This is a genomic window from Phyllobacterium sp. 21LDTY02-6 (assembly GCF_023554255.2).
Classification (GTDB): Bacteria; Pseudomonadota; Alphaproteobacteria; order Rhizobiales; family Rhizobiaceae; genus Phyllobacterium.
In genome coordinates this window covers 59,059-83,975 of the sequence record NZ_JAMJWD020000006.1, presented here as the reverse complement: position 1 = coordinate 83,975, position 24,917 = coordinate 59,059, and the positions used below count along the sequence as shown (strand labels likewise).

Below are 24,917 nucleotides of genomic sequence, written 5' to 3'. Positions count from 1 at the left end.
TGCCCCTTGAGCGGCATATACGGGTTATTCCTTCCCGCTTCGATGCCGCCCATGAAGCCTATAATATGGACCCGGAGCGTCAATAAACAATTGGGTTTAACAGGCGCCCGTAATACTAGGTATGCGGCGCGCTATACTGATCTATCAGGCTTGATTTCAGTCTATATGTGTTGGAAATTGCGATCTGGCATGTTCAACGTGCATCGAAACTGGTGAATAAACACAAAAGATAGCCGATATAGACCAAATTCATTATGGTAAAACTGTGATCGATTGATTGTCACGCCTTCTGTAGCCGCTGATAATGCTGGAAAAACAGGTGGCGGGGCAAGAATCATGTGGCACGAACTCAAGAGATCGATCCTCGGGATCGCGCGGCGGCTCATGCTTGCCGCTGCTCTGTGTTCCATACCGTTTGCAATGCCATTGCCGGCGGCTGCGAGCGAACCCTACAAGCTGGCACCCTATACGAGATTGCGTCTCACTGTGCTGGAATGGGTGGCCGCCCGCGGTGAATATCGCGAGTGGAGCGCACTGAACGGCGAATATGTCGTTTCCGAGGAAGGGTCGCTTCTCCTGCCATTGGTCGGCACCATGGAAGTGTCTTCCTTCGATGCCGTGACCATGGCGACCGAGGTGTCGAAACGGGTGCAGCAGATCACCGGTCTGGTGAACCTACCCAATGTGGCCGTCCAGATCGTCGATTATCCGCCGGTCTTCCTCGTCGGCAATGTCGAGCGGCCGGGTGAATATCGTTTCCGTCCGGGCCTGACGGTGCTTCAGGCGGTGGCCCTGGCAGGTGGGCGATATCGTCCGCGCGAGGAAGCGAGAACGGTCGAGCAGATTCAGTATCTGGGCGAGCTTCAATCGGCGCATGGCGAAATGGTGCGCACCCTTGCCCGGATCGCGCGGCTGAGGGCCGAAATTTCGGGTCAGAAGGACATCGAATTTCCAGCCAACCTTAACGAGCTTGCCGATGAAGCCACGGTTTCCTCCATTATCGCGGAAGAACGGGCGGTATTTCAGGCGCAGTCCAATGGTCTTACCCAGCAGCTTGAGAACCTGAGCGAGCTGCGCCGGCTCTTCGCCTCGGAAATCGATGTGCTGCAGGAAAAGGTCGTCGGCCAGGAGAAGCAGCTCAAGCTGCTCGATGATGAGCTCGCCGCAGTCAAGCCGCTCGTCGAGCGCGGCATAGCGACGACATCGCGCCAGTCCGACTTGCAGCGCATCATAACGGCGCTTCAGGCCGATCGCCTGGATCAGGTGACCGCAATCATGCGCGCACGGCAGAACATAAGCCAGGCGAGCCGGGATGCGCAGAACCTCGTCAGCACGCGGCAGACCACCGCCTCGACCGAACTCCAGACGGCCCAAGCCTCGCTGGATCAGCTGAAAATCCGCCAGGAGACGGCGCAGCGCCTGCTCGTCGCGGCGGGTTCGATCCTTTCGGGGCAGAAACGCGGTGAAAAACAGGAGCCGGACCTCACATTCACCATCACCCGCAAGGCCTCCGCCGAGCCGGTCGAAATCGCCGCCGACGAGAATACGCTGCTTGTGCCGGGCGATGTGGTTCGTGCCTCGCTCAATGTCCGGTTCTCCGCACAGACGGCTGGAACCGCGGCGATGGTGCCGCAGAATTCCGGCGCCGCGCCTCTCGCGGCGGCGACCGGCCTGACCAACACTCAGTAACAACAGGATGATGGGCACGAGAATGGCCAAGTACAAGGATCTTGAAATGTCCGACGACAATCCGGCCGATGCCAATCTGATCGGAATGCGCGATATCATCGGATTCCTGAAACGCAACTGGCGGCCGGTCCTCGTTTCGGTACTCGGCTGCGCCATGGCCGGCATGTTCTATCTGGCCGTTACCGAACCCATATTCACCGCTACCGCGCGTATCGTGATCGATCCCGAGCAGGCCCGTATCGCCTCGCAGGACGCGGTCTCCGGCGCGATCGTCATCGAGACGGGCGAGGTGGAGAGCCAGGTCGAGATCATCCGCTCGGAGGCGATTGCGATCAGCGTCATCGCCGAACTTGCCTTGACGGAAGACCCGGAGCTGCAGGAACAGCCGTCGCTGCTCTCGCGCCTTGCCTTCTGGCGCAGCGGCAATACGGATGGGAAACAGGAAGTGGCGCTTCGGCGCACTGTCGCCGGTTTCCTGGAGCGCCTGCGCGTATGGCGTGTCGGTCAGTCCTATGTTCTCGACATCGCCTATAATTCCGTCGATCCGGTCAAGGCGGCCGCCGTCGCCAATGCGACGGCGCAGGCCTATATCAAGGCCGGGCTCGAAGCCAAGTCGTCGGCCGCCAAGAGCGGTGCCGGCTGGCTCGAGGCGCGTCTTGCCGAGATCAGCCGCCAGGCGAACGAATCCGCCAAGGCAGTCGAGGATTTCCGCAACCGCAACAATATTTCGCAGGCCGGCCCGACATCGCTCGACGAGCAGCAGGTGGCGGAGGCCAATATCCAGCTCTCGCGCGCCAAGGCGGATGCGGCAACGGAGCGGGCCAAGCTGGCCATGATCAATCGCTTCCTTGAATCGGAGACCTATGTCGATGGCTATGTCGACGAGGCGCTGCGAAGCCCGCAGATCACCGCCTTGCGTGAACGCCTGACGGTGGCCACGGGCCAGCGCGATGAATTGAAGAGCCGCTACGGCGCCGAGGGCACGGCCGTACAGGCGGCGGAAAAGGAAATTGCCAGCCTCCAGGGCGAGGTTCGCGCCGAGATCGTCCGTATCGGCCAGGTCTACAAGTCGAACCTCGAAGCCGCCGAACGGCGCGAGCAATATGTCAATGAACAATTGCAGGCGACGATCCATTCCGGCCTGAGCAAGGGCATGGCGAGGGTGCAGCTGGCGGAACTCGAAAGCCGCGCCAACACATACCGGCAAATGTACCAGAGCGTGATGCAGCAGCTGATAAGCGCGCTGCAGCAGGAATCCTTCCCGGTTGGAGATTCCCGCCTGGTGTCCGCTGCCGCCGTACCGCTTGGCAAGGCCTGGCCGAAAGGTTCGCTGGTCCTGGCGCTTGCCGTCGTGCTCGGTACGCTCGGCGGCCTTGCCTACGCCGCCATTCGCGAAGTCGCGGATCGCCGCATCAAGACGGCAGCCCGCCTGCACAGGGAACTCGGCCTCAGCAGCCTCGGTACCCTGCCTTTCGTGCCGCTGAAATCGCTGTCGCGAACCGGCGGGCATGAGTCGCAGCGACTGCTCAGCCTCGTCATGGACCAGCCGAACGAACCATTCGCGGATGCAGTGCGCAGCACGAAGGCCTCGCTGGACCTCATTCTGCGTCGCAGGAACGGCAAGATCGTCGGCATAACCTCGGCGCTGCCGGGCGAGGGCAAGACGACCTTGGCCAGCAATCTGGCCCAGCTCTACGCCGCCACCGGCTATCGCACCATGCTGATCGACGCCTGTGCGGCCAACCCGACCCTGACCCGTGTTTTCGCTACGCTGAACCAGAGGCTCGACCACAAGGGCGAAGATGGTGGAAAATCCGTCGACGCGCATTATGGCCGTTCCGAGCTGGCCGAAGAGCGCCGACGGCTGGCCGAGGTCAAGGAAAGGCGGAACGACGAGCCCTATCAATCCGTGGCGGTTATCACGCCACCGGCCTTGATGGGCGTCGACGAGATCACGCATAAGTCGACACAGTCCTATCGCTATCTGAACCTGCAGGCGCTCGAAGCCAATCTCGCACGGCTGCGCGAGCAACATGACATCATCATACTGGACCTGCCTGATCTCAAGACGACGGCGGATGCGCGTATCGTCAGTGGGACGACGGATTGCGTGATCCTGACGGTGGGCGACGAGCAAAACGTGACACTGGACGTATTGGGAGCAGCCGTGGCGAGCTGCGGCGCGCTGGACGCCGATGGTGTCGGCGTCGTGTTCAACAATGTCCGCCGCTCCCGCGCAACCGCGCCTATCTCGTTCTGGCCCTCCAGCCGGGAGCTGAAATCATCATTGGCCGCGCTTGGCAAACGCTATGTACGCGTTGGCAAGAAAAGGGGAGCCGCTCATGGGGTATGATTCCGCACGCCGCCTGAGGATGGCCGTCGGGATACCATCGACGGGAAGGAGCGACATTCTGGCGGCGACAGTGCCGCTGATCGAGAAACAGACGCGACTGCCGGAGAAGATCGTCATCTGCACGTTGCGTCCGAGCGACGTGCCCGATGGCCTGCACCATCTCGCCATTCCGGTGTCCACGAAGCTGTCGTCCTCCGGCCTGGCGAAACAGCGCAACGATATCATCAAGGAATTGTACGATTTCGATATATTGGTGTTCCTGGACGATGATTTCCTGATGGCGCCCAACTACCTTGCCGAAGTGGAGCGCCTTTTTCTCGAGCATGAGGACGTGATGGTGGCGACCGGCAATGTCCTGCTCGACGGCATAGGCAGCCGCGGCATTGGCGTCGCGGAGGGATCGGGCCTGTTGAAGAAGCTGCTCGACGACCCCGAGACACGGCCCGAAACGATGACGAATGTCTATAATGGCTACGGCTGCAACATGACGGTTCGGCTGGATGGCCTGCGGCGCAACGATATCTGGTTCGACGAGAACCTGCCGCTCTATTGCTGGCTGGAGGATGTGGATCTGAGCCGGTTGCTGGCTCAGCACGGCCGCGTCGTCAAATCGAACACCCTGCGCGGCATCCATCTCGGTGTGAAAACAGGACGAACGTCCGGGATCAAGCTGGGCTACTCCCAGATCGCCAACCCCTATTATCTCGCCCGCAAGGGCACGATGCTGAAGTCCAAGGCGCTCGCCATTGCGGCGAAGAACGTGGTCGCCAATCTGGTGAAAAGCCTTGCGCCAGAGGCTTGGGTGGACAGGAAAGGCCGTCTGAGGGGCAATCTGCTGGCACTTCAGGACCTAATTGCGGGGCGGATATCGCCAAGCCGCGTACTGGTGGTGGAGAAGAACGATTAATTTCTTCGCACGCCATCACGCAATAGCCTGGCTGTTGCTGGGTCTCATCATGCTCGCCACCATCGGCCCGATGAGCGTGCGGCCGGTGACATTGCTCGGCCCCAACACGGAACGGTTCGCGGCCTTCCTGGCGCTGGGCATCGTCTTCAGCCTCAGCTACCCCAATCGGCTCGTCTACGTGGGAATGGTGCTGTTTCTGTGCTGTGGCCTGTTCGAACTCGGGCAATATCTGATGCCCGGCAGGCATGCGGATATCAGCAACTTCCTGGTCAAGATGGCGGGCGCAGGCATGGGGATAGCCGTCATGGCCCTGTTCCGCGACAGGATCGCGGCGCGTCAACCGCCGAACTGAAATTCCCGATCGACCGGGATCTGCATCGCATTCGCCAGATGATTGGTCTGGCCGGCAAGGCTGATGACCGCGATCAGTTCCGCGTGCTGCGCAGCGGTCTGACCTTTCGCCCTGGCAGCGGCGCTATGGGAATGTACGCAATAATTGCAGCCATTGGCGGTTGAAACGGCGATATAGATCATTTCCTTGACCAGCGGGTCGAGTGTTCCTTCCGCGCCCATCACCGCTTTCACGCTCTCCCAGACACGCTTGAGCGTTGGCGGGTCATTGGCGAGGCCACGCCAGAAATTATTGATGAAGTCGGACTTCCGCGTCGCCCGGATGTCTTCGAAGACGGCGCGCACCGCCGGGATTGCGGCCGCCTCGGCGTCTGTCAGCAGTTTTACAGTGGTCATGTCGACACCTCAAAAATCCGTGTTTCGAATGTGAACGATCTCCGCAGAACCAGCCAGTTCGCGTGTCCAGCGATCCGGAAGGCCGGAACAGTGACGTTCTGAAGGTGCATCGCATTGGATTCCATCGATGCGCGGACCGGCCTATTTGACTCTGTTCTTCGCCTGCTTTTCCTCATAGCGGGTGACGATGAGCGTATAGTGCGATATGAGGCGCCGATAATGGTCCGCCGTCTGCGCCGAGACATCTTCCTTCACGCCGGTGCGCGATGTCCGATATGCCTTGTCGGTCCCTGATTCCAGCCGCTGCACGATGATTTCGTAATCGGCAATCACGGCTTTCAACCGCTCCATAAAGCCATCTTGTTCTGATTGTGCTTTTCCCAATCGTTGATCCAGTCGGGTGGAGAAGGCGAGTTAGATTGTCAGTGTGGGGCAGTATGATGTAATTCTGTCCCGGATGATAACCTAAGCCAAGGATGGTTCAAGTTTTCTTATCGCGCCTGATCGGCTCGATGAGGCATTCGATTGTCATTGTTACTTCGGGCATCGACGCCGCCATGCGGCCGGATGGTCCGTCCATTCAAGAGAGCATCTCCCAGCCTATGTTTCACGCGGCAAGACGACATGGATGGTTCTGGTCTGTACCGGTCTCGCTCGCCATCCACGGGCTGATCGCCGCCTTTTTCCTGTTCGATATCACGGCAGCCTTGCCGAAGATGAAGGAAGACAAGGCGATCGAGGTTCGGCTGGTGCCGCCGCCGGCGCCCAAGCCGCCGCCGAAGCAACCGCCGAAGCAGCCGAAGCCGCCCGAACCTCCAAAGAAGGTGCCCGCGATGGAAGCGGCCGCTCCGCCGAAAAGCCCGGATCAGGCGAAGCCGCAGCCGGCTCCGGCAAGCCCTGCGCCTGCGCCGCCTGATGCCGGACAGCAACGCCGGGAACGTGAGCCGCAGAAGCTGCCAGTCGAGCGCAGGGAAGGAAAGCTCGCCAGCGCCGATCAGGCGGAGCCGAAGGCCAAGGATGCTCCAGCCAGGAAAGCTGAGAAGGCGACGCCAAAACGAGCCGGTGGCGAACGGCAGTCGTCGAAGGCGAAGAAGGGTTCATCCAGGCTGCAAAAGGCGACACGATTATACTCGCCGAATTCGATCTCGGATCCGCGCATTCGAGATGCCCTTGCCAAGCTGCCGCCGCGCCGGCGGATCATCCAGCTATGCAGTATCGAGGCGCTCGAACAGATACGGCACCAACGTCCTGCGTCATTCCCGGACCTCTTCGTGCCCTTCGAACCCGGGGGCGGCAGGCTTTCCGATCAGGCGCTCGATGCGACCGGCGGCGCCTTCCGCAGCCGTACCAGCTGGTTCAGCGTGGATTACCGCTGCGGGGTGAATGGCGACCAGACGGAAGTGGTGTCGTTCAGCCTGAGTTTCGGCGATCTCATTCCTCCGGGCGAATGGTCGGCGCGGCGGTTGCCGCTGAATTGAGGCAAGTCAAATTCATCATACAACATACCCAAACTTGTATATTGACATGATGAAGAACTCTTCCTATCGATAGACGACGGGAGGAAATGACCGGGCATTGCAGCGGCCGGGCACCTGTAGGGGAGGAGACCTCGCAGGATCCGCGCGCTGCATGCGAGAGCCCGGCTCATGGTCTCTTCCCGCTTGTTCAGGGAGGAACTTATGCTGAATTCCATTCGATTGACGATGCTGACCGCCATGGTCGGCGCACTGATGACAGGCGCGGCAGGGGCACAGACGGTGCTTCGCTCTGCCGATACCCATCCTGACGGCTATCCGACTGTCGAGGCCGTGAAATATATGGGCGAGCTGATCAAGGAGCGCACCGCCGGCCGCTATTCGGTCGAGGTCTATCATTCGGCGCAGCTTGGCGAGGAGAAAGACACGATCGAGCAGGTGCAAACCGGCGTTCTGGACCTCAATCGCGTTTCGATGGGCCCGTTCAACAGCGTCGTGCCGATCACCAAGGTGCCGTCGCTGCCCTATATCTTCCGCTCCGCTGACCATATGCGCCATACGATGGATGGACCTGTCGGCGATGAAATCCTCAAGGCGTTCGAGGCGCATAATCTTGTAGGACTGGCATTCTACGATTCGGGAGCGCGCTCCTTCTACAATTCCAAGAAGCCGATCACGTCCCTGGACGATCTCAAAGGCATGAAGTTCCGCGTCATCCAGTCGGATGTTTTCGTCGACATGGTCAATCAGCTTGGCGCCAACGCCGTTCCGATGGCCTATGGCGAGGTCTATTCGGCGCTGGAAACCGGCGTGATCGACGGCGCCGAGAACAATTGGCCGAGCTTCGAATCGGCGAAACATTACGAAGTGGCGAAATTCTTCTCTCTCGACCAGCATCAGATGGTGCCGGAAGTGCTGGTGATGTCGAAAGCGAGCTGGGACAACCTGACGCCGGAAGATCAGGCGATCGTGCGGCAGGCGGCAAAGGACAGTGTCGCCAAGATGCGTGAACTCTGGGATGCCCGCGAGAAGAAGTCGCGCGAGATCGTCGAGGCTGCCGGTGTGAAGGTCAACGAGATCGAGAGGCAGCCGCTGATCGACGCCATGAAGCCGGTGTACGAGAAATATCTATCGACGCCGGAGCTCAAGGACTTGGCTGCCCGTATCGAAGCCACGCAGTAAGCGGCAGATCCCCATGGAGCCTTGTCTTCATGGGGAACTCCGCCCGAAGGGGAGGAATGGAATGAGTGATTTTCCCGCGACGCGCGTCCGGCTGAGCCGCGTCATCACGGCGATCAGCAATTTTGCGCTCTATCTCGCCGGGTTCGGCATGGTCATGATGACCCTGCTCATCGCCTATCAGGTATTCTCGCGCTTTATCCTCAACTCGTCGCCGAGCTGGACCGAGACCTCCTCCATCATGCTGATGAGCTGGTTCATTTTTCTCGGCTCGGCGATCGGTGTCCGCGAGAACTTTCATCTCGGCTTCGACGTGCTGCTCTATATATTGCCGAACGGAAGCAAGGCGGTCCTGCGCACGGTTTCCGACCTTGTCATCTTCGGCTTCGGCCTTGGCATGGTCTGGTACGGCAGCAAGCTTGTGGGCCTCACCTGGCAGGCTCGCCTGCCGTCGCTTGGCCTGCCAGGCGGCTTCGATTACTTGCCGCTCGTTGCTGGCGGCGTCCTGTTCAGCCTGTTTTCACTCGAGCGCATGGTTCTGCGCTGGGCCGGCGTCAGCGTCGATCATGACATAAACCTTGAAGAAGTCCCCGAAATGCCCAAGGTGCAGGAGGCCTGAATGGATCTTTGGATTTTGTTCGGAGTCTTCACGCTCCTGATGTTCATCGGCACGCCCATCGCCTTCTGCCTGGGCGCTGCCAGCCTGGCGACCGTGGCCTATCTTGGATTGCCCCCGCTCGTCGTCTTCCAGCGGATGAATTCCGGCATGAGCGTCTTCTCGCTGATGGCGGTGCCATTCTTCATCTATGCCGGCGACCTGATGGTGCGGGGCGGCATCGCCCAGCGGATCATTTCCTTCGCCGGTTCGCTCGTCGGGCACCTGCGTGGCGGCCTCGGCCAGGTCAATATCATCGCCGGCACGCTGTTCGGCGGCATATCGGGTTCGGCTGTCGCCGAAGCGGCAGCCGTCGGAGGGATCATGATCCCGCAGATGAAGGCGAAGGGCTATGGCACCGACTATGCGGTGAACGTCACCTCGATGGCCGCCCTAATTGCGCTGCTGCTGCCGCCGTCGCAGAACATGATCATCTATTCGATCGCCGGAGGTGGCAAGATCTCCATCGCCGATCTCTTCACGGCCGGCATTCTCCCGGGGCTGCTCCTTGCCGCCGCGCTGATGATTACGGCCTATTTCGTCGCTCGCCATCGCGGCTATCCGACCGAGGCGTTCCAGGGCTTCCGGCGCGCCGGCGAGCTCGCCGTCATAGCGCTACCGGGCCTGCTGCTGATCGCGATCATCTTCGGCGGCGTCCGCTCCGGCGTCTTCACCGCCACCGAAAGCTCGTGCATAGCCGTCATCTATGCGGCGCTGGTCACCATCCTCGGCTACAGGTCGATGGGTTGGAACGATTTCGTCCACGCCACGCTTGGCGCGGTGCGGACGACGGCGATGGTCCTGCTGATCATCGGGACGGCGGCATCGTTCAGCTGGCTCATGGCCTATCTGAAGGTCCCCGCCGCGTTGATCGCCGGCATGAATGCCATTTCGACCGATCCGCTCATGGTGCTGCTGCTCCTGAATGTGCTCATGCTTCTGCTTGGCACGTTCATGGACATGGGACCGATGATCATCATCTGCACGCCGATCTTTCTTCCCCTGGCCCAGCACTACGGCGTTGATCCGGTGCATTTCGGCGTTATCCTGATCCTCAATCTCGGAATCGGGCTGAACACGCCTCCGGTCGGAACGGTGCAATTCGTCGCCTGCGCGGTTGGGAAAATCACCGTCTGGCAGGCGATGCGGTCGATCTGGCCCTTCTACGGCGCCGGCATCGTGGTGCTGGGACTGGTCACCTATATTCCGGCCATTTCGCTTTGGCTTCCGAGCATCTTCAAATAGGAAGGCAGATAGAAATGGATGTTGTGGACCTCAAGGTAGAACGAAAGCCCAAGCTGTGCGAGACGGTCGTCGCCGCGATCCGGGAACAGCTGCGCACCGGCATTATCCAGCCGGGGCAGAAGCTGCCGACCGAGGGCCAGTTGACGGGAGTCTTCGGCGTGAGCCGCACGGTTGTACGAGAGGCGTTGGCGCAACTCGCGGCAGCGGGACTTGTCGAACCGCGCCAGGGAGCCGGCGTGTTCGCCACCGAGCAGATCAGCACTGTGCTCGGCGCGCTGGCATCCGAAATGGGAACGAAAGACTCCATCGCGCTGAACGTGCTGGAGGTGAGGCTGGCAATCGAGATCGAGTCTGCGGGCCTCGCGGCCGTGAGGCGCAATGCGGCGCAGGAGGCCGCGATCCAGGAGGCGCATTTCGAGTTCGGCAGGCTGCTGCGCAACGGCGATCCGACCGGGCCGGCCGATCTCGCCTTTCACCGCGCCATCGCCAGCGCCACGAACAATCCCTTCTATGTCGAGATGCTCGATGTGCTCGGACGCCGGGCAATTCCCTGTGACGTGACCTCGCCGTGGTCCACCGAAACGACGCAGTCCGAAACCTACCAGCAGGGATTGCAGCGCGAGCATCTGACGATCCTGACGGCGATTTCGAATGGTGATGCCGATGCGGCGCGCGACGCCATGCGGGCGCATCTTTCTTCCAGCCAGCAGCGATACCAGGAGCGCTTGCAGGAGCGCCGAACCATGCCAGATGCGGGTTGAGCCCGTTTCTTCAATCCAACCAGAGTTGCCCAACCAGAATTGCAGGAAATCATGACCCAGCCTACCACCGACTATTCCATCCGTTTCGCTATCGACCCTTCCGCTGCTGCAGCCATGGGCACAGATGAGCTTCGGCACAATTTCCATATCGGCGATCTGTTCCAGCCTGGCCAGGTGACGCTCACCTATACGCATTACGACCGGATGATCGTCGGCGGCGCAATGCCCGGATCGGCGCCGCTGGAGCTTCAGGCCATCAAGCCGACAGGAACCGCGAATTTCCTCGACCGCAGGGAATTGATCGTCGTCAATATTGGCGGCGCCGGCAGGATCGAGGCCGATGGCGCTTCATTCGAGCTCGCCGCTCGCGACATGCTTTATCTCGGCATGGGCGCGAAGGGTGTTTCGTTCGCGAGCAGCGATGCTGGAAACCCCGCCAAATTCTATCTGCTGAGCGCGCCGGCGCATCAGGCCTACCCGGCACGTCTCATCCGTATCGGCGATGCGAAGCGCATCGATCTCGGCAGCCGCGCGACATCGAATGAACGGTCGATCTTCCAGTTCATCCATGCGGATGGCGTCAAGACGTGCCAGCTCGTCGTGGGCATGACCCAGCTCGCCGAAGGCTCCGTCTGGAACACGATGCCTTGCCACATCCATGATCGCCGGATGGAGGCATATCTCTATTTCGACCTGCCGGAAACGGCGCGCGTCTTCCATTTCATGGGCGAGCCGGACGAGACACGCCATATCGTGGTGAAAAATGAAGAGGCGGTCCTTTCGCCGGGCTGGTCCATCCACTCAGGCTCCGGCACCGCAAACTACGCCTTCATCTGGGCCATGGCCGGAGACAATATGGACTATACCGATGTCGACGCGGTCGCCATCGAAGATCTTCGTTGAACCGCGGAGCATACGATATGAACCAAGCAATGTTCTGCCAGAGCGGCGACAGGCCATGGACACCCACGCCGGACGGGAATCGCCGGCGCGTGCTGGTCCATACGGACGAGCTGATGATCGTCGAATTCGCCTTTGAGAAAGGCGGCGTCGGCGCCCTCCATTCCCATCCGCATGTGCAGGGAAGCTATGTGGCGGAGGGGAGTTTCGAGGTTACAATCGACGGCGTGACCGAAATTATCGGCGAAGGAGGCAGTTTTATCGTCCCTTCCAACCTCGTTCACGGCGTAAAAGCGCTTGAAAAGGGGCGTCTGGTCGACAGTTTCACGCCACGCCGCGCGGATTTCATCAGCTGATCCAGCTGTCGCCGGAAGAGATGGTTACATTTGCAACTATCTCTTCCGGCCTTCACCGCGACGACCTGTGCGACTAAACATGATTTCTCTTTTCATGTTTAGCTTTTGCCCCTATGTAGCCAGTCTCCAGGGGCTCATATGCACCGCTTGCAGATGTTTCCCGATTATTCATTGCGGTCGGCAGAGACATTGAATCAACGATCAATCATCACGCGGCGGTCTTTGCTCGCCATGTCGGCAGGTTTCATCCTGTCACCGCGTTTGTCATATGCCGCAGAAGGCCCGAGGCTCGCCGCCATCGATTGGGCGATGCTCGAAACGGCATTCGCCCTCGGAGCCCATATTGTCGCCGGCACGGAGATCAAGCAGTTCCGCCGCACCTCGGTCGAACCGGCTCTACCGGCGGATTTTATCGATCTCGGCTTGCGCGGCTCCCCGAATTTCGAGCTGTTACGGTTCATTCAGCCGGATTTCATCCTGAGTTCGCCATTTTATGCGCAGCACGGGGCGAAATTCTCGCAGATCGCGCCGGTGATCTCGCTTCCCTTCTACGTTGCCGGCCAGCCACCGTTCGAAAAGACGCTGGACGCGGTGCGCAATCTCGGCGCGAAGCTGGCGCTGGCCGATCGCGCGGAACAGGTGGTCGCCGAGGCAGAACGCAACCTGGCGCGCTATCGGGCAGAGCTCGGGCGCAAGGCTGCGCGACCGATCTATGTGATCAATATTGGCGATGGGCGTCATTTTCGCGCTTTCGGGGCCGATAGTCTGTTCGGCAATATCATGGTCCGGCTGGGACTGACCAATGCGTGGCAGGGAGCCACGGAGTTCAGTTTCGCGGCGCCAGTCCCGATAGAACGGCTGGCGGAGATGCCGGAGGCGAAGATCGTTATCGTCTCCGAAATTCCCGTCGAGGCGAGGTCGACCCTGCGCAGCAGCGTGCTGTGGAACGCGCTTCCTGCCGTGCGTCAGAACCGGGTGCTGCAGTTGGAAAATGTCGGGCCCTATGGCGGGGTCATCGCCGGCATGCGGTTTGCGCGGCTGCTGCACAAGGCCCTGACGGAGGCGCCGGAATGAACGCTGCACTTCGCCCCCGCAATCTTGTCGCGATCGTCGCGGCAGCCATGCTGGCGTCTGCCCTGTCGGCCTATAATATCGCCCGCTATGCACCTGCGACAGGCTTTCCCGCCTGGCCTTTCGATCCGGCGTCGATGTCGCTCGATCAGATCATCATCGCCTATGGCTTGCTTCCGCGCGCCGCTGTCGCCCTTCTTTGTGGCGCGTGTCTCGGCCTTTCCGGAGCCCTGCTGCAGCGGCTGCTGCGCAATCCCATCGCGGAACCGGCGACGCTCGGCATTTCGTCGGGCGCGCAATTGGCCATAGTGGCGGCGACGCTGTTTGCTCCCGGGCTCGTCGATGGCGGCCGGCAGGGCGTTGCATTCGGGGGCGCCGCGCTTGCGGCCCTTATCGTCGTCGGGTTGAGCTGGCGTCGCGGGCTGGACCCGATCGCCATGATCATCGGCGGTCTCCTCGTCGGCATAACGGCGAGCGCAATCTCCGCCGCGCTGGTGCTGGCGCAGGGCGAGTACCTCATGTCGCTCGTTTCGTGGAACGGCGGCGCGCTGAGCCAGCAGGATTGGTCCACATCGAGAAACCTCCTGCTGCAGTTCTTCGCCGGGGCACTGGCAGCGGCCGTTCTGACGAAACCGCTGACGATACTCGGCCTCGACGACAGCAGTGCCAGGCGGCTGGGACTGAGCGTCAATCTCATCCGGTTCGCCGTCATCGCCATTGCCGTATGGCTCGCAGCTTCGGTCGCCGCCGCCGTCGGCCTCGTCAGCTTCATCGGCCTCGCCGCGCCCGCCTTCGCCAGGCTTGCCGGCGTCCGCAAGGCGTCGTCGGTGCTGCTGCTCGCTCCGGTGTACGGCGCCCTGCTGCTGCTGCTTGCCGATGGCGTCGTCCAACTGCTCAGCTCCTCGACGGGAGAGACCTTCCCCACCGGCGCGGTGACGGCGCTGCTCGGCGGGCCGCTGCTGCTCTTTCTCCTGCCGCGGCTGAAATTGCGCGAACTTCCAAGGCAGACGCCGACTATCGACAGAGTGAAGATCAGGCGGCCCTGGCGCGTCGTAGCGATCCTCTTCGCCGTGGTGCCGCTCCTCGTCTTCCTGATGCTGACGACGGGCCGCGCCCCGGCTGGTTGGGTCTTCTCGGTCGGCGACGTCTTCCATGAGCTCCTGCCATGGCGGTGGCCGCGGCTCGCCGCTGCCGGTGCAGCCGGTGCCCTGCTTGCCGTGGCGGGAACCATCATGCAGCGGATCACCGGCAATGCCATGGCGAGCCCCGAGGTCATGGGCGTCAGCGGCGGCGCCGGCGTGGGTTTTGCAGCGGTGCTGTACCTCGTTGAAGCGCCGGGTCCGCTCGAATTCCTCATCGGGTCGATCGCCGGTTCGCTCACGGTGCTGGCGATCGTCGTCGGCTATGTGCTGCGAAAGAGCCTGCCGCCAGATCGCCTGCTGCTCGCGGGCATTGCCATAAGCTCTTTTGCAACCGCCATCCTCTCGCTGCTGATCGCAACGGGGAATCCGCGCTCCTGGCAGATATTGATCTGGATCAGCGGCACTGCGCTTTCGGTCACGGCCGAACAATCCGTGGTGCTGATGGTCCTTGCCGGCCTCGTATTGGCGGGCGGGCTGTCCTGCCTTCGCTGGCTCGAGATCCTGCCGCTCGGCGAAGCCGTGCCCTCGGCGCTCGGCATGTCGGCCCGGAGGACGCGCATCATGTTGTTCTGCCTCGCCGCCGTCGCCACGGCCGCCGCGTCCATGCTCGTCGGCCCACTGAGCTTCGTCGGCCTGATGGCTCCCCACATGGCGCGGATGGCAGGCTTCCGCCGCGCGCCCAGCCATCTCGTCGCTGCCTGCCTCATCGGCACAATTCTCATGCTCGTCGCCGATTGGGCGGCGCGCACCGTGACTTTCCCCTACGAGCAGCCGCTGGGGATATTCGCCTCGCTCATCGGCGCGCCCTATCTTCTCTGGCTCATCGGGCGGGAAAAGCCATGATCCACGCTAATCCTCGCCCGGATCGTCCTGCCTGCGCAGAAACCCGACATAGAGGCTGGCACCAGCCAGCAAGGCGGCAAGGCCGAACCAGGTAAAGATATAGACCAGATGGTTGTTCGGGAATGATATGCGGGTCAGCCCGCCGACCGGCCAGCGGCCTGGATTTGGCGTTGCATCGGCGTCGATGAAATAGGGCGCCAGGTTCGATATGTTGCGCTGCTCGCCTATCGCCGCGACGTCGCGGGAATACCAGCGGTCGGAAGCCGGATCGTTGGAGCGAAGCAGCGTCCCTCCGGGTTCTGATATCCGCAAAAGGCCCGTGACGCGCGCGGGCGCCGTCCCCAGCGCCTCCGGACGCGAGGCAGGGCTGCGTTTCTCCGTCGGCACGAAACCGCGATTGACAAGGACGGCAGTGCCGTCATCGAGTATCAGCGGGGTGATCACCCAGGCTCCGGCGCCAAGCTCCGTTGCCGCATAGACCAGGGTCTCCTTGTCATGCAGAAAGGTGCCCGTCGCCGTGACGTGCCGATATTCGCTGTTGGCGGCCGTCACGTTCGGCCATTCCGATCGTGGCGGTGGCGGCAAAGCAGGCGCGTTGACACGTGCCTCGACGCGGGAAATCAGATCGAGTTTCCACGCCCGCCGCTCGATCTGCCACATGCCGAGGGCGACGAGGACTGCGATCGTCAGAACGACCGCGACGCCGACAAGAACCCTCTTCAACAGGGAGCCCCGTCTCCCGGCGGCGTTGGTCATGGTGTTATCCGTTGCCGCGAAACTGTTGTGTCATGGCATGTTTCTCATCATCTCCGGGCTCATCGGCATCATGTTGGAGTTGAGATGGTGCATGACCCAGAGCGAACCCGACAGCGCAATGGCGACGATGACGATGGTGAAGATCAGCGCCATCATGGTCCAGCCGCCCTCCGACTCCATGTTCATGTGAAGGAAATAGATCATGTGAACGACGATCTGGACTACGGCGAAGGCCATGATGAAGAAGGCGGTCAGCGTGGGATTGTCGAAGACATTGCCCATGACCAGCCAGAATGGCACTGCCGTCAGGATGACGGACAGCACGAAGCCGGTGATATAGCCCTTGAAGCTGCCGTGCCCGGCCTCATGGCCGAGGCTGTGGCCATGATGGGTGTCAGAGGCGCTTTCGTGTGACTTTGGTTGCTGGCTCATCCGAGGACTCCCATCAGGTAGACGAAGGAAAAGACGCCGATCCAGACGACGTCGAGGAAATGCCAGAACATGGAAAGGCACATGAGGCGGCGGCGGTTTGCGGGAATGAGGCCATGTATCGAAACCTGCACCATGAGTGTCACCAGCCAGACAAGGCCGAAGGTGACATGCAGGCCGTGCGTTCCGACGAGCGTGAAGAACGACGAGAGGAATGCACTGCGCGACGGTCCCGCGCCCTCATGGATCAGGTGGATGAACTCATAAAGTTCGAGGCCGATGAAGATCGCGCCGAAAACGCCCGTTATCGCCAGCCAGACAAGCGTCGATTTCTGGCGTCCCCGCTCCATTTCCAGCATGGCAAAGCCATAGGTGATCGAGGAGAAGAGAAGCATCGCCGTGTTGATGGCGACGAGCTGAAGATCGAACAGGTCGGCCGGCGAGGGGCCTGCCGCATAGTTCCGCCCGAGCACCGCATGGGTGGCGAAGAGCACGGCGAAGATGAGGCAATCGCTCATCAGATAGAGCCAGAAGCCGATCATCGTGCTTTCTTCGGGATGGTGCTCCTCCCGCAGATAGAATTCCGGCTTTTCCATTTCCTGGACGTTGGTATCGCTCATGTCACACCTGCCCGGCAAGCAGCGTCGTGCGCTTGTTCTCGGTCTCGATCACTTCTTCGACGGGAATGTAGAAGTCGCGCTTGTAGTTGAAGGTATGGCCGATCGCCACCGCGAGCATCGCGATGAACGATACCGCCGCCAGCCACCAGATATACCAGATGATGGCGAAGGCCAGCACGACGCTGATCCCGCCGAGGATGATGCCGGCGCCGGTATTCTTCGGCATGTGGATGGGCAGGAATCCTTCCGTCGGGCGTTCATAGCCGCGCTTCTTCATGTCCCACCAGGAATCATGGTCATGCACTACCGGCGTGAAGGCGAAATTGTAATCCGGCGGCGGCGAGGAAGTCGCCCATTCCAGCGTCCGCCCATCCCATGGATCGCCGGTGAGATCGAGCAACTCGTTGCGGCGGCGGAAGCTGACGAACAGCTGGATGAGGAAGGACAGGATGCCGATGCCGATCAGGAGTGCGCCAAAGGCGGCGATGACGAACCAGATCTGCAGCGAGGGGTCCTCGAACTGGCTCACGCGCCGCGTGACGCCCATCAGCCCCAGGACATAGAGCGGCATGAAGGCGAAATAGAAGCCGGTCAGCCAGAACCAGAACGACATCTTGCCCCAGAACGGATCTAGCTTGAAGCCGAATGCCTTCGGGAACCAGTAGACGACGCCGGCCATGAGCCCGAACACGACGCCGCCAATGATGACATTGTGAAAATGGGCGATGAGGAAGAGGCTGTTATGCAGCACGAAATCCGCCGGTGGAACTGCGAGCAGGACGCCGGTCATGCCGCCGATCACGAAGGTGACCATGAAGCCGATCGTCCACAGCATGGGCACTTCGAAGCGGATGCGGCCGCGATACATGGTGAAGAGCCAGTTGAACATCTTGGCGCCGGTCGGGATCGATATGATCATCGTGGTGATGCCGAAGAACGAGTTCACGCTGGCGCCCGAGCCCATCGTGAAGAAATGGTGCAGCCAGACGATATAGGACAGGATCGTGATGACTACGGTGGCGTAGACCATGGAGGCGTAGCCGAAGAGCCGCTTGCCGCAGAAGGTCGCGACGACCTCCGAGAAGATGCCGAAGGCGGGGAGGATGAGGATATAGACCTCCGGATGGCCCCAGATCCAGATGAGGTTCACATACATCATCGGGTTGCCGCCGAGATCGTTGGTGAAGAAGTTCGTGCCGACATAGCGGTCGAGCGAGAGCAGCGCCAGCGTTGCGGTGAGTACCGGGAAGGACGCCACGATCAGGACGTTGGTGCAGAGCGACGTCCAGGTGAATACCGGCATTTTCATCATGGTCATGCCCGGCGCGCGCATCTTCAGGATGGTGGCGATCAGATTGATGCCGGAGAGGGTGGTGCCGACGCCGGCCACCTGCAAGCCCCATATGTAGTAATCCACGCCGACCCCGGCACTGTAGTCGGCCCCCGAGAGCGGTGGATAGGCAAGCCAGCCGGTGCGTGCGAACTCGCCGACGAACAATGAGATCATGATGATGACCGCGCCGGCCGCTGTCATCCAGAAGCTGAAATTGTTGAGGAACGGGAACGAAACGTCGCGCGCGCCGATCTGCAGCGGCACGACGAGGTTCATCAGGCCCGTGACGAACGGCATGGCCATGAAGAAGATCATGATCACGCCATGCGCCGTGAACACCTGGTCGTAATGGTGCGGTGGCAGGTAACCTTCAGCGCCATTGAAGGCGATGGCCTGTTGAATGCGCATCATGACCGCATCCGAAAAGCCGCGCAGAAGCATGATCAGCGCCAGGATGATGTACATGATGCCGATCTTCTTGTGATCGACGCTGGTCAGCCATTCGTGCCAGAGATAGCCCCACTTCTTGTAATAGGTGATGAGTGCAAACAGGGCCGCGCCGCCAAGCGCAACGGCGATGAAGGTCGCGACCAGAATTGGCTCGTGATAGGGAATGGCCTCGAGGGTCAAGCGCCCGAAGACGAACCTCAGAAGATCAGAATCGAAAGACATGGCATAAACCGTTCTTTTTTGTCGACGCGAGCGTCAGGTCAATTGTGCAACTGGTTGGGGACATGGGAACCATCGTGAGGCTGGCTGTCCGTCGGCTTTTCGTCGTCCCGCGGCGCCGTCCCGCTGGCAGGGAAGGTCGCCGCCGTTCCCCCATCCTTGGCATGGCGGTTGTCATATTCGAGCCGTGCGCGATTGTCGGCGCTTTCCTTGCCGCCGCCGCCCATCATGTCGATATGCATCATCTCGTTCATGCACATCTTGCCCGGTGCGGCGCACATGTTCAGGATCGCCTCATAGAGGCCGGGATCCGTCGAAGCGAAATAGCGCACCGGTTCCTTTTCGCTCGGTTTTTCCAGTTTCAGATAGGCGTCGCGGTTGAGCGCCGTGCCGCGCGACTTGGCATTGGCCAGCCATTGGTCGAAGTCCTCCTTCGACAGGCCATGGAACTTGAAACGCATGTGGGAGAAGCCGTCGCCGCTGTAATTGGCGGAGAACCCGTCATATTCGCCCGGCTTGTTGATGACGGCGTGCAGCTTGGTCTCCATTCCGGGCATGGCGTAAATCTGCCCGGCGAGTGCTGGAATGTAGAACGAGTTCATGACGGACGAGGAGGTGATGCGGAAATTGATCGGCACATCCACGGGAGCCGCGAGCTCGTTGACCGTGGCAATGCCCTGGTCGGGATAGAAGAAGAGCCATTTCCAGTCGAGCGCCACTACCTGCACGGTGATGGGCTTCACATCGGCCGGCACCGGCCTTGCCGCATCGAGCCTGTCGAGCGGCCGATATGGGTCGAGCTTGTGCGTGCTTATCCAGGTGACCGCGCCCAACGCTATGATGATCGCGAGCGGCGCGGACCAGATCACGACTTCGAGCCGCAGTGAGTGGTGCCAGTCGGGATCATATTTCGCAGTCGTGTTCGAGCGGCGATAGTGCCAGGCGAAGAACAATGTCAGCAAGATCACCGGGATGATGATGATAAGCATCAATATCGTCGAGATGACGATGAGATCGCGCTGCTGCGTGGCTATATCGCCGGAAGGCGACATGACGACCATATTGCACCCGCTGAGATACAGCGCCGGCAACAATAGGATCAGAAGACGGATTAGTTTCACTGGATATTGCACGTCCGTGGCTTCCTGTTTAACGCAGATTTCGCTCTAACCGCGAAATCCTGCAGGATGAATATTCGCCTCCCGGGATAGCGGTTCATCACCGCCTATGTGGCCATTATGAGGGCATCAGCGGATATTTGTCCGCTGATCCGCAGCGGCATATTGCTGCGGTTCCTTCAAAAGCACTGTCCTTATCTTCGAAATGGCTTCCTCCGCGCTCGTTCCATAAGGAATTAGTCCCTTCAACCGCCCATCGGCGCCGATCATGAGCAGCGCCATGGTATGGCTCATATGATAATCGCCGTCCTCGGCCGGTTCCTTCCTGGCATAGACCCGCCAGCCATCGATGACCTTGCGCATTTCGGCCGGATCGCCGGTAACGCCTCTGATGCGATCCGAGAACGCTGTCACATAGCCATGCAGCACCTCCTGCGTGTCTCGTTCCGGATCGACCGAGAAGAAATACGTTTTCAGGTCCTTGCCCTCCGGCCCGAGCTGCTGAAGCCAGGCGGACAGTTCGAACAGCGTTGTGGGGCAGACCTCGGGGCAGCGCGTATAGCCGAAATAGGCGAGCATCGGCCGGCCGTGAAAGACGGATTTGTCCACCTTGGCGCCCGTGTCGTCGACAAGCGTGAAGGCCGCGTTGAAAGGGCCGCTGGTTTCGCCCGGCAGCCACCGGCTCAACAATGGCGCCGAGAGCAGGCACAGGCCGAGAAAGGCAAAGGAGAAGAGGACCGTTGCGGAACTGCGCTTCATGACAGCGCCTCCGCTTCACGGCTGCGTTTCGCCGCAGCTGCCATGAAGGAACGAGCGATCGTTGAATTCAAACCAAGACGAATGACGCCAATGTTACGCATGCGAACATGCCTCCATAAACGGGAAGACAACAGGAGAATTGTACTTCCGCCGAGAACCGATCTGAACAGCCGTGCTGTCCAGCACTAATCCCAAGTCTATGAATTCAATGCAGGCGGTGCGCGTGGCCCCGTATTGGGTGACAACGGCCAGGGCATTATCGTAGCGGTTGGCCACGTAGTCAATTCTGCCGGCCCGAAAATGCCCCGGGGCTTCCAGACTGAAACAGGTTCGGGCGGCAGCATGCCACTGCTTATCCGGCAAGCTTCGCATTTGCGCTTGAAATGCGCTTCGGCCTGCCAGTCCGAAGGATCATCCGTCGTGCAGATCACCGGTACGCTGCCATCCGGCAAGGCGTAGAGTGCCAGTTCCTCGGGAGAGAGCCCTTCGCGGGCCTGCGCCGGCTTTCCGTGGGCGAAACCGATGGTCAACAGGCCGACTGCGCAAATGATGCGCACCGCCAATTGCAACCGGTTTATCCACTCGAACGTCACGCTATTCTCCTTGCATCGACCACGCTGCTGATAGCGCCCATTTCGATCATGCTCAATGCGACAAAATATGCCTGTAATACTCAAGTTTTCTGTCTAGCAGCGATGAACCGTGGCGTAAAGGCGCAAGCGGAGCTTCAGGCGAAATTTTCAGAGATTCTCCTAAGTTGCCGATTTTGCGGGATAAAGTCGGTGGCAACGCCCAATCGCCGCCGTTGCCGATCTGGGGCCGGTGCGGCAGAATGGCAGGGCAGGAGCCGCTACATTTGGCCGCGCGGAAGTTCTGGAGATCAGAGCGCGATGGTTGAGTATACGGGCGCCGACGGCTATTGTCTTCCTTGCCAGCAGAGCCGCTTTGCGAAACAATGCGGTGCGGCGCAGTGGCCGATTTGAGGAAATGCCATGTCCAGTACCGTCCATTATGGGCCATCATCATCGACAATGGAGCGGGACGCGCGTCAGATCCATGACGACAAGCCCGTTTCGCCGGGCAGTATCGCCATCGGCGTGGTGATCGGGAGAGCGTCGGAGTTCTTCGACTTCTTCGTCTACGGCCTGGCTTCGGTACTCGTTTTTCCACGGCTGTTCTTCCCGTTCGAACCGGACAGGCTGACGGCCACGCTCTATTCCTTCATGGTGTTCTCGCTGGCCTTCCTCGCACGGCCGGTCGGTTCTCTGGTCTTCATGACGGTTGACCGCTGGTATGGCCGTGGCACCAAGCTTACCATTGCGCTCTTTCTCCTCGGCGGCTCGACTGCCTCGATCAGCTTTCTCCCGAGCTATGACAGTATCGGAGTCTGGGCGATCTATCTTCTCGCGCTTTTCCGCCTGGGGCAGGGGTTTGCGCTTGGCGGGGCCTGGGATGGGCTTGCCTCCCTGCTGGCCCTCAACGCACCGCAGCAGCGACGTGGCTGGTACGCGATGATACCGCAGCTTGGCGCGCCGATCGGCTTTGCGCTGGCAAGTGGCCTTTTCGCGTTCTTCGTCGGCAATCTGTCGGACCAGGACTTTCTCAGCTGGGGCTGGCGCTACCCGTTTTTCGTTGCCTTCGCCATCAATGTCGTAGCGCTTTTCGCGCGCTTGCGGCTGGTGACGACGAAGGAGTTCGGCAATCTGCTGGAGCGCGAGGAACTGAAGGCCGCGCCGGTGCTGCAGGTGCTGCGCGTCCATGGCCGCGATATCATCCTTGGCGCCTTCGTTCCCTTGGCGAGTTTCGCCATGTTCCATATCGTGACGATATTCCCGTTGAGCTGGGTGACGCTGTTCAGCCAGCAATCGACGGGCGAGTTCCTGACCGTGCAGATTGCCGGCGCGGCGCTCGGGGTTGTCGGCATCGTATCCTCCGGCCTGCTTGCGGATCGGATCGGCCGGCGCAACCAACTTGCCATCGGCGGCGCGATCATCGCGATATTCAGCTTCGTCGGCCCCTATCTTCTCGAGGCGGGAACAGCGGGGCAGGACGCCTTCGTCATCATCGGCTTTGGTATTCTGGGCCTGTCGTTCGGCCAGGCCTCCGGCGCGGTATCGTCGCGCTTCGGCCGCGGCTATCGCTATACGGGCGCGGCGTTCACGTCCGATCTGTCATGGCTTGTCGGAGCGGGATTCGCGCCCTTGGTGGCGCTGTTCCTCTCCAGCCGGTTCGGGATTGCGTTCAGCGGCTACTATCTGCTTTCCGGCGCGCTGTGCACGCTGGCAGCCATCAGCCTGAGCAAGGCTCTGGAAACGCACGACTGACGCAAGCGGGGTCGCAGCAAAAATACGCGACCGTTTTCCGGTGGGCTCGGTCCACCGTTGCCGCGACGATACCGTCAATTCAAATGGCTTGATCTAGATGGAGATACCGCCGCAAAGGCCGGTGACAAGGATAGCCATGGCTACCACGATACCAAGTGCCGAGAGGTAGCGTATCGGGCATGACGCGCAGGACCACGCAGCATCGTCGTCCTCTTCGATATCATCATAACCCGAAAAATCACTCATCACGACTCCGTTCCGCCCAACAAATTCGTATGGTCGGTATCATTGACGCATAAAACATTTGTGACAAGAGCTTAATCGAACGGCAGAGCCAAAAAACAGGCATTCTTTACCAAATTCGCTTGGGATAACGTGAAATTCTGCCGCCGGAAGCGCCCGAATTGGTGCGCAGGACCGTCAATCGGCCTCCGGCATGGACAATATCTCCCTGTGGCAAGCCTTGCATGTGCCCCGCCTGCAATTATGATCGTGCGCGAAAGACAATGGAGAGAACATATGGATCTTGGCATCAGGGGCCGGCGGGCGATCGTATGCGCCAGTTCGAAGGGACTTGGGCGCGGCGTCGCGGAAAAGCTCGCGGAGGCCGGCGTCGATCTGACGCTGAATGCACGAACTGAATCGACATTGCGGGCGACGGCTGACGAGATCGCACGGAAGTACAATGTCAAGGTGCAGATCGTCGCCGAAGACGTCACCACCGAGGTGGGGCGGCAGGCGCTGCTGAAGGCCGAGCCCGAGCCCGATATTCTCATCAACAATGCGGGTGGACCGCCGCCCGGCGCGTGGTCGGACTGGGGCGAGGCGGAATGGACGTCGGCGCTGAACAACAATATGTTGACGCCGATCTTCCTGATGAACGCCATCCTGCCGGGCATGATTGCGCGGAAATGGGGCAGGGTGGTCAACATCACCTCCAGTTCGGTCAAGGCGCCGATAGCGCAACTTGGCCTGTCGAACTCCGCCCGGGCGGGCCTGACTGGTTTCGTCGCGGGAACGGCACGCCAGGTAGCCAGGCATGGCGTGATCATCAACAATCTCCTGCCGGGCTCGCATGATACCGACAGGACCAAGGGCTTTCTGGAGAAAGCCGCCGCAACGCAGAATATTTCCGTCGAGGAGGCCCGTGCGGAAGCCTATCGGAAGAATCCTGCGGGCCGCTACGGTACATCGGAAGAATTCGGGGCGGCGGCAGCCTTCCTCTGCAGCCAATATTCAGGCTTCATCGTCGGCCAGAACATCCTGCTCGACGGCGGTGCCTACAATTCCACCATGGGCTGATACTTCCCGGCAGTGGGAAATGTCCCTGACCGCGGCGCCATCCGACCGCCGCGGTCATTTCTCGATTATTTGATGATTCTCGCGATCTTGCGCGTCGCCCGCTCACCAAGCACTGTCTGGCCATCGACAATGACGTAGCGATCATTGACTTCCGGTACGTCAAGCGTGTGCAACTCGACCGTCTCGGGCAAGGTCGAGCCAACGGCAATACAATTTCCACGTGCAAGTTCTGCAACTGGAGTTGACTTTCCTCCCGCCGATCATGATCCTCCGTCGCTTGACGC

General features: G+C 60.6%; 26 protein-coding genes. 15 read left to right on the top strand and 11 right to left on the bottom strand.

From position 1 onward, the window contains the following. Positions 1-336: 336 nt before the first annotated feature. The 4 genes from M8997_RS18955 to M8997_RS18940 are packed head-to-tail and all read left to right on the top strand — an operon-like array spanning position 337 to position 5,301. Positions 337-1,689 (top strand): SLBB domain-containing protein, encoded by a 1,353-nt coding sequence (locus M8997_RS18955; protein WP_250019294.1) that lies wholly within the window; start codon positions 337-339, stop codon positions 1,687-1,689. 22 nt (positions 1,690-1,711) lie between these two features. Next, positions 1,712-4,042, top strand: coding sequence for an exopolysaccharide transport family protein (locus M8997_RS18950; RefSeq protein ID WP_250019295.1), 2,331 nt, complete (start codon positions 1,712-1,714; stop codon positions 4,040-4,042). Next, positions 4,032-4,949, top strand: a complete 918-nt coding sequence (locus M8997_RS18945) for a glycosyltransferase family 2 protein (RefSeq protein WP_250019296.1) — start codon at positions 4,032-4,034, stop codon at positions 4,947-4,949. Before M8997_RS18950 ends, M8997_RS18945 begins: the two co-directional genes overlap by 11 nt. Before the next feature lie 49 nt (positions 4,950-4,998). Further along, positions 4,999-5,301 carry a VanZ family protein gene (locus M8997_RS18940; RefSeq protein WP_250019297.1) on the top strand — a complete coding sequence of 101 codons (303 nt, stop codon included), beginning with the start codon at positions 4,999-5,001 and terminating at the stop codon, positions 5,299-5,301. Here M8997_RS18940 and M8997_RS18935 read toward each other — a convergent pair. Beyond that, positions 5,286-5,696, bottom strand: coding sequence for a carboxymuconolactone decarboxylase family protein (locus M8997_RS18935; RefSeq protein ID WP_250019298.1), 411 nt, complete (start codon positions 5,694-5,696; stop codon positions 5,286-5,288). The two genes, M8997_RS18940 and M8997_RS18935, sit on opposite strands and share 16 nt — an antisense overlap. Positions 5,697-5,837: 141 nt before the next feature. Further along, positions 5,838-6,047: a hypothetical protein gene (locus M8997_RS18930; protein ID WP_250019299.1), complete on the bottom strand. Its 210-nt coding sequence runs from the start codon at positions 6,045-6,047 to the stop codon at positions 5,838-5,840. Positions 6,048-6,208: 161 nt separating this feature from the next. Between M8997_RS18930 and M8997_RS18925 the strand changes: the two genes are divergently transcribed. From M8997_RS18925 to fhuB, 9 genes are all read left to right on the top strand, one after another. Further along, positions 6,209-7,174 carry a DUF930 domain-containing protein gene (locus M8997_RS18925; protein ID WP_250019300.1) on the top strand — a complete coding sequence of 322 codons (966 nt, stop codon included), beginning with the start codon at positions 6,209-6,211 and terminating at the stop codon, positions 7,172-7,174. Between the two features lie 201 nt (positions 7,175-7,375). Beyond that, on the top strand, positions 7,376-8,353 hold the full coding sequence (locus tag M8997_RS18920) for a TRAP transporter substrate-binding protein (protein WP_250019301.1): 978 nt from the start codon (positions 7,376-7,378) through the stop codon (positions 8,351-8,353). Positions 8,354-8,414: 61 nt separating this feature from the next. Then, positions 8,415-8,969: a TRAP transporter small permease gene (locus tag M8997_RS18915; RefSeq protein WP_250019302.1), complete on the top strand. Its 555-nt coding sequence runs from the start codon at positions 8,415-8,417 to the stop codon at positions 8,967-8,969. Continuing rightward, complete coding sequence (locus M8997_RS18910) at positions 8,970-10,250, top strand: TRAP transporter large permease (RefSeq protein WP_250019303.1); 1,281 nt, start codon at positions 8,970-8,972, stop codon at positions 10,248-10,250. A 14-nt stretch (positions 10,251-10,264) separates the two neighbouring features. Further along, positions 10,265-11,011, top strand: coding sequence for a FadR/GntR family transcriptional regulator (locus tag M8997_RS18905; RefSeq protein ID WP_250019304.1), 747 nt, complete (start codon positions 10,265-10,267; stop codon positions 11,009-11,011). Between the two features lie 51 nt (positions 11,012-11,062). Beyond that, complete coding sequence (gene kduI, locus M8997_RS18900; protein ID WP_250019305.1) at positions 11,063-11,914, top strand: 5-dehydro-4-deoxy-D-glucuronate isomerase; 852 nt, start codon at positions 11,063-11,065, stop codon at positions 11,912-11,914. Between the two features lie 17 nt (positions 11,915-11,931). After that, positions 11,932-12,267, top strand: a complete 336-nt coding sequence (locus M8997_RS18895; protein WP_250019306.1) for a cupin domain-containing protein — start codon at positions 11,932-11,934, stop codon at positions 12,265-12,267. A 231-nt stretch (positions 12,268-12,498) separates the two neighbouring features. Continuing rightward, positions 12,499-13,341 (top strand): ABC transporter substrate-binding protein, encoded by an 843-nt coding sequence (locus tag M8997_RS18890; protein WP_250019368.1) that lies wholly within the window; start codon positions 12,499-12,501, stop codon positions 13,339-13,341. Beyond that, positions 13,338-15,323: a Fe(3+)-hydroxamate ABC transporter permease FhuB gene (fhuB, locus tag M8997_RS18885; RefSeq protein ID WP_250019307.1), complete on the top strand. Its 1,986-nt coding sequence runs from the start codon at positions 13,338-13,340 to the stop codon at positions 15,321-15,323. Before M8997_RS18890 ends, fhuB begins: the two co-directional genes overlap by 4 nt. Before the next feature lie 6 nt (positions 15,324-15,329). On the opposite strand, the gene M8997_RS18880 is transcribed toward fhuB, so the two are convergent. The 7 genes from M8997_RS18880 to M8997_RS18850 all read right to left on the bottom strand — a co-directional run bounded on the left by M8997_RS18880 (position 15,330) and on the right by M8997_RS18850 (position 21,684). Further along, positions 15,330-16,079, bottom strand: coding sequence for an SURF1 family protein (locus M8997_RS18880; RefSeq protein ID WP_250019308.1), 750 nt, complete (start codon positions 16,077-16,079; stop codon positions 15,330-15,332). Positions 16,080-16,109: 30 nt separating this feature from the next. Continuing rightward, positions 16,110-16,511 carry a cytochrome o ubiquinol oxidase subunit IV gene (cyoD, locus tag M8997_RS18875; RefSeq protein WP_250019309.1) on the bottom strand — a complete coding sequence of 134 codons (402 nt, stop codon included), beginning with the start codon at positions 16,509-16,511 and terminating at the stop codon, positions 16,110-16,112. Then, a complete protein-coding gene (cyoC, locus tag M8997_RS18870) occupies positions 16,508-17,128 on the bottom strand; it encodes a cytochrome o ubiquinol oxidase subunit III (protein ID WP_250019310.1) in 621 nt (206 codons plus the stop codon). Before cyoC ends, cyoD begins: the two co-directional genes overlap by 4 nt. A gap of 1 nt (position 17,129) precedes the next feature. Continuing rightward, a complete protein-coding gene (gene cyoB, locus M8997_RS18865) occupies positions 17,130-19,133 on the bottom strand; it encodes a cytochrome o ubiquinol oxidase subunit I (RefSeq protein ID WP_250019311.1) in 2,004 nt (667 codons plus the stop codon). 38 nt (positions 19,134-19,171) lie between these two features. Then, positions 19,172-20,191: a ubiquinol oxidase subunit II gene (cyoA, locus tag M8997_RS18860; protein ID WP_250019312.1), complete on the bottom strand. Its 1,020-nt coding sequence runs from the start codon at positions 20,189-20,191 to the stop codon at positions 19,172-19,174. A gap of 186 nt (positions 20,192-20,377) precedes the next feature. After that, entirely contained in the window at positions 20,378-21,007 is a 630-nt protein-coding gene (locus M8997_RS18855; protein WP_250019313.1) for an SCO family protein, read from the bottom strand. 197 nt (positions 21,008-21,204) lie between these two features. Further along, the gene (locus M8997_RS18850) at positions 21,205-21,684 is read right to left on the bottom strand and encodes a hypothetical protein (protein ID WP_250019314.1); all 480 of its coding nucleotides are present in this window, start codon (positions 21,682-21,684) and stop codon (positions 21,205-21,207) included. A gap of 315 nt (positions 21,685-21,999) precedes the next feature. Here M8997_RS18850 and M8997_RS18845 point away from each other — a divergent pair, with 315 nt between their 5' ends. Next, positions 22,000-23,331, top strand: a complete 1,332-nt coding sequence (locus M8997_RS18845; RefSeq protein ID WP_250019315.1) for an MFS transporter — start codon at positions 22,000-22,002, stop codon at positions 23,329-23,331. A gap of 93 nt (positions 23,332-23,424) precedes the next feature. On the opposite strand, the gene M8997_RS18840 is transcribed toward M8997_RS18845, so the two are convergent. Beyond that, positions 23,425-23,577: a hypothetical protein gene (locus M8997_RS18840; RefSeq protein WP_250019316.1), complete on the bottom strand. Its 153-nt coding sequence runs from the start codon at positions 23,575-23,577 to the stop codon at positions 23,425-23,427. A 273-nt stretch (positions 23,578-23,850) separates the two neighbouring features. Between M8997_RS18840 and M8997_RS18835 the strand changes: the two genes are divergently transcribed. Then, positions 23,851-24,633 (top strand): SDR family oxidoreductase, encoded by a 783-nt coding sequence (locus tag M8997_RS18835; RefSeq protein WP_250019317.1) that lies wholly within the window; start codon positions 23,851-23,853, stop codon positions 24,631-24,633. A gap of 65 nt (positions 24,634-24,698) precedes the next feature. Here the strand turns inward: M8997_RS18835 and M8997_RS18830 are convergent, their stop codons facing one another. After that, complete coding sequence (locus M8997_RS18830; RefSeq protein WP_371929615.1) at positions 24,699-24,842, bottom strand: DUF1236 domain-containing protein; 144 nt, start codon at positions 24,840-24,842, stop codon at positions 24,699-24,701. Between the last annotated feature and the right edge of the window lie 75 nt (positions 24,843-24,917).

Bases quoted from the DNA above. Each gene is read 5' to 3' on its own strand.
- M8997_RS18955 (WP_250019294.1), top strand. From the start codon at position 337: ATGTGGCACGAACTCAAGAGATCGATCCTCGGGATCGCGCGGCGGCTC.
- M8997_RS18950 (WP_250019295.1), top strand. From the start codon at position 1,712: ATGGCCAAGTACAAGGATCTTGAAATGTCCGACGACAATCCGGCCGAT.
- M8997_RS18945 (WP_250019296.1), top strand. From the start codon at position 4,032: ATGGGGTATGATTCCGCACGCCGCCTGAGGATGGCCGTCGGGATACCA.
- M8997_RS18940 (WP_250019297.1), top strand. From the start codon at position 4,999: ATGCTCGCCACCATCGGCCCGATGAGCGTGCGGCCGGTGACATTGCTC.
- M8997_RS18935 (WP_250019298.1), bottom strand. From the start codon at position 5,696: ATGACCACTGTAAAACTGCTGACAGACGCCGAGGCGGCCGCAATCCCG.
- M8997_RS18930 (WP_250019299.1), bottom strand. From the start codon at position 6,047: ATGGAGCGGTTGAAAGCCGTGATTGCCGATTACGAAATCATCGTGCAG.
- M8997_RS18925 (WP_250019300.1), top strand. From the start codon at position 6,209: ATGAGGCATTCGATTGTCATTGTTACTTCGGGCATCGACGCCGCCATG.
- M8997_RS18920 (WP_250019301.1), top strand. From the start codon at position 7,376: ATGCTGAATTCCATTCGATTGACGATGCTGACCGCCATGGTCGGCGCA.
- M8997_RS18915 (WP_250019302.1), top strand. From the start codon at position 8,415: ATGAGTGATTTTCCCGCGACGCGCGTCCGGCTGAGCCGCGTCATCACG.
- M8997_RS18910 (WP_250019303.1), top strand. From the start codon at position 8,970: ATGGATCTTTGGATTTTGTTCGGAGTCTTCACGCTCCTGATGTTCATC.
- M8997_RS18905 (WP_250019304.1), top strand. From the start codon at position 10,265: ATGGATGTTGTGGACCTCAAGGTAGAACGAAAGCCCAAGCTGTGCGAG.
- kduI (WP_250019305.1), top strand. From the start codon at position 11,063: ATGACCCAGCCTACCACCGACTATTCCATCCGTTTCGCTATCGACCCT.
- M8997_RS18895 (WP_250019306.1), top strand. From the start codon at position 11,932: ATGAACCAAGCAATGTTCTGCCAGAGCGGCGACAGGCCATGGACACCC.
- M8997_RS18890 (WP_250019368.1), top strand. From the start codon at position 12,499: ATGTCGGCAGGTTTCATCCTGTCACCGCGTTTGTCATATGCCGCAGAA.
- fhuB (WP_250019307.1), top strand. From the start codon at position 13,338: ATGAACGCTGCACTTCGCCCCCGCAATCTTGTCGCGATCGTCGCGGCA.
- M8997_RS18880 (WP_250019308.1), bottom strand. From the start codon at position 16,079: ATGACCAACGCCGCCGGGAGACGGGGCTCCCTGTTGAAGAGGGTTCTT.
- cyoD (WP_250019309.1), bottom strand. From the start codon at position 16,511: ATGAGCCAGCAACCAAAGTCACACGAAAGCGCCTCTGACACCCATCAT.
- cyoC (WP_250019310.1), bottom strand. From the start codon at position 17,128: ATGAGCGATACCAACGTCCAGGAAATGGAAAAGCCGGAATTCTATCTG.
- cyoB (WP_250019311.1), bottom strand. From the start codon at position 19,133: ATGTCTTTCGATTCTGATCTTCTGAGGTTCGTCTTCGGGCGCTTGACC.
- cyoA (WP_250019312.1), bottom strand. From the start codon at position 20,191: ATGGTCGTCATGTCGCCTTCCGGCGATATAGCCACGCAGCAGCGCGAT.
- M8997_RS18855 (WP_250019313.1), bottom strand. From the start codon at position 21,007: ATGAAGCGCAGTTCCGCAACGGTCCTCTTCTCCTTTGCCTTTCTCGGC.
- M8997_RS18845 (WP_250019315.1), top strand. From the start codon at position 22,000: ATGTCCAGTACCGTCCATTATGGGCCATCATCATCGACAATGGAGCGG.
- M8997_RS18840 (WP_250019316.1), bottom strand. From the start codon at position 23,577: ATGAGTGATTTTTCGGGTTATGATGATATCGAAGAGGACGACGATGCT.
- M8997_RS18835 (WP_250019317.1), top strand. From the start codon at position 23,851: ATGGATCTTGGCATCAGGGGCCGGCGGGCGATCGTATGCGCCAGTTCG.